Source organism: Bartonella sp. AU15XJBT (assembly GCF_028618615.1).
In the GTDB taxonomy this organism is placed as follows: Bacteria; Pseudomonadota; Alphaproteobacteria; order Rhizobiales; family Rhizobiaceae; genus Bartonella.
Genome location: NZ_JAQITG010000069.1, coordinates 1 through 3,275, shown reverse-complemented (window position 1 = coordinate 3,275; position 3,275 = coordinate 1). Strand labels below are relative to the sequence as shown.

General features: G+C 47.5%; 3 protein-coding genes. All 3 read right to left on the bottom strand.

From position 1 onward, the window contains the following. Positions 1–1,413 (bottom strand): DUF935 domain-containing protein (locus PVV57_RS09910; RefSeq protein ID WP_273784001.1); only part of this gene is annotated, 1,413 nt, incomplete at its 3' end. A gap of 12 nt (positions 1,414–1,425) precedes the next feature. After that, positions 1,426–3,048, bottom strand: a complete 1,623-nt coding sequence (locus PVV57_RS09905; RefSeq protein ID WP_273718826.1) for a hypothetical protein — start codon at positions 3,046–3,048, stop codon at positions 1,426–1,428. Beyond that, on the bottom strand, positions 3,041–3,275 hold a 235-nt coding region (locus tag PVV57_RS09900), incomplete at its 5' end, for a phage protein Gp27 family protein (protein ID WP_273784000.1). The genes PVV57_RS09905 and PVV57_RS09900, both read right to left, overlap by 8 nt.

Here is a 3,275-nt window from a genome sequence, read left to right as displayed (position 1 = left end):
TAAAGCTTCTTCAGAAAGTCGGTCCAATTCGTCGTGATATTTCCCACCCTGCTCTTTTCCACCCTTGCTCTCTCTTGTCACAGAAACATCAACACCCCCACAATCAGCACAAACATGAGCTTTTTGTTGCCCCGCATCATCCTCTTGTCCCCTCTCATCATCAGGCGCATTATCAGGAGCCTTTAAAACATCTTCTTCCTTTTTTGGTTGCGAAAAGCCAATCTTATTGCGCACTTCTTGCGCCCCAACACGCAAACCTAAAGGCACAAGTTTTTCCAGCGCATCACTAATCGCTTTAATATCTTCATTTTCCGAAATCGGCCAATAGACAAGGGGGGTGCGCTCTTGGCGCCCAAAATTAATCTCAACAAAAGGCACGATCAAATCACGATTGGCTGTCAATGCCAATTGCCGTGCATCAGCTCTGGCAATATCATGGCGCACATTTTCATGAATGCGCGCTTGCGAAAAGGACGACCCATCATCCGTCGTCATCGTTTGTCCCAACACACCCTTTGAAATCTGTCGATCTAAATATTCCGCCTTTGCGGCAAAAACCGCATTGCCACTGCCCCCTGCCGCTTCAATAAACTCAATCTCCATCTCTTTGGGAATAATCGCTGCCGCATCACTGGATAAATCACGCACAGCCTTCATGAGAACCCGCCGTTCCTCATGAGAAGAGCTTGCCCCATATTTTCCCACACGCAACGGCATGCCGTAAACTTCTAAGAAAGCCATCCAATCTTTTAAGGTATAAGACTTAAACAAAAATGCCCAAGCCGCAAGCCGTGCAAGCCCCGTACGGATAGGTAAGCCACTTTTCAACTTGGGTCTGTGAATGGAAAATTTATAAGCAGGCAACTCTGTTCCGTACAAAGACCCCTCTTCTTTTAAACGCAAATGAAAGCCATCTCGCCGGTCCAATTGAAAAAACCGCTGATCACGCCATTTCCAAGCAACCGGCCACCATTCTTTGGCACTCTTGTCCCACAAGGTTTCAACAATCGCATAGCCTTTTCCCAAAGCATCTAACAAATCCGTCACATAATCATCAACAAAGGTAGGTGCACTAATCATTTCTCGAACAGCATCGGCAATTTTTTTGTCCAGTGCACTGTTGCTTGCAGCAATCACCCCAGGCTCCACCCCTGTGAGAGCATTTTTACGCATGCCAAGCACAGCACGATAATGTAAATCACGCTCTTCCATATCATCAGCAAGTTGGAAAAATTGTTCAGGCGCCCCCCTCGCTGCCTGCTGCAAAATATCAGCAAGTTGCGCAGGTGTTAAACCACTGACAATGGTTTGTGACCATACATCACGAACACCACCAATGCTTGGACTTGCCACCTCCCGCTCCAACCCTTTGATATGAAGCGCCCTACCCCACTGATCTAAAAGTTTTACCATCTCATCATCCCATCAATATATCTTTGATCTCGTCGTTGAAAAAAAAGGCGTTGAAAAGAGTGGGCTTTCATCAAAACCATAAACCTCTCTCACAGGCGTATATTCGTAAATTTCAGGCGCCTGCCGACTGGCAAAATAAGCCAAAGCGCAAGCAATCGCGCTATCACCATGGCGCATAAAACCGTCACTGCCTTTAAAACGATGATTGTCTGGAATTTTCACAATGCCATTGACATAAGCAAGCGCTTGATGATCCGCCACAATGTCACTATCGCGCGGCAAAACAATGGACCCATCACCAAAAGCTTCCAAATAAGCCGGCATTTCTTTGCCATACCAACTTTGCGACAATTGTACTTCCCTCACACAAGCCCCATAACGCTGCGCTGCTTTTTCCGCTAAATAAGCCCCATTGCCCCGCGCATCTAACGCGCCCCCCAACAAACGTGGCAAACCATTCACCCCATAAAATAAAATCTCTCTTTGTTGATCAAACGGCGTATTGCGCAATTCCACCATAAACCGGACACGGCGCACCAAATCTTGCCCCACTTCCATCACCACAATCGACGTTGCATCGCCGCTGCGCGCAAAATCAACACCAAAAACATGTTGGCGCCGTCGGTCAAGCCCAATATGAAGAGGCTTTAAGCGCCCCTCACACCAAGCAAACGCCACTTGACTTCGTTGATCATCCGATTGATTTTTAAAATCATCCGCACAAGCAAAACGCAGCACCGCAATATCTCGCGCACAACAATTTTCAATCTGTAAGCGTGTTAAAGCCGCCCCTTCTTGATCTGCCGGTATGGCATCTAATTCTTGGCGCATAGCACTCAAACGCACCCCATAAGAAGCACGGATTTGCTCTTCCCATTTTTGCTCAGCTGCTAAACTCCACACCTCCCCCTTCATGGCACAAACCCGTTTAAATAAACCATTTTTAACCGCCTCACCAAAGGGATAACAATGCAGAGAAAAAGGAACCTTGCCCGCGCGTGCCTCACGGATCAGTTCATTGAAAGGATTAAGCACACCATTGTGTGTTGAGATCACACGGATCTTGCCTCCCCAAATCAACAAGGCATTCACCGCATCCAAAACAGAGCGCACATCTTTATGAAACGCCGCCTCATCAATCACCACAATGCCCTGGAGACCACGGATATTTTCAGGGCGGCTAGAAAGCGCCTCAATCCGAAAACCTGAAGCAAAGCGCACGCGGTAAGCAGAGATATATTTTGTTGACCCATCATCTTTTTGATCAGAGAATAAAAATTCCTCCACATCACCACTATTGCTGGTAAGTGCTGAAGCAAAATTGCTCACATAGCCAATAAATTCACGCCCCTTTTCTTTGGTGTCGCCAATGTAAAAAACATTATCACCACCAGCCTCAAGCGTTGCCGCCGCAATAAGGGTATCATCCAAAGCTTCCGCAAAAGTAATGCCGGTCCGCCGCCCTTTTTCAACCAATTTTAATGGTGACTTATCTTCAATCCATGCCCGTTGATGCGCCATCAAAATGCCTTCCGCTAAAGGATCCCTCTCTTGCGGAAAAGAGCTTTCCCTCCAAATATCAAAACCGCTCTGATGATCAAAGACATGACTTTTTGAGAGAGGCTGTTCAGCCATTTTTTACCCCCAACACCTGCGCACGAATAGCCCGTGCCGTCTCTTCTGAGAGCCCCGCTGCTGCCGCTGCCACCTCAACCGCTTTGCTTGCCTTGCTTGTAAAATCCTTTTCCAACTTTTGCCGCCTCGTGGTCGACAAATGTTCAGCCGCCAAAACCCCTTTGAGCGCATTGGCCAATTCTTGTGCCGCTTTTGGTGAAAGGTTTTTGCCACTGCTTAACGTGGAA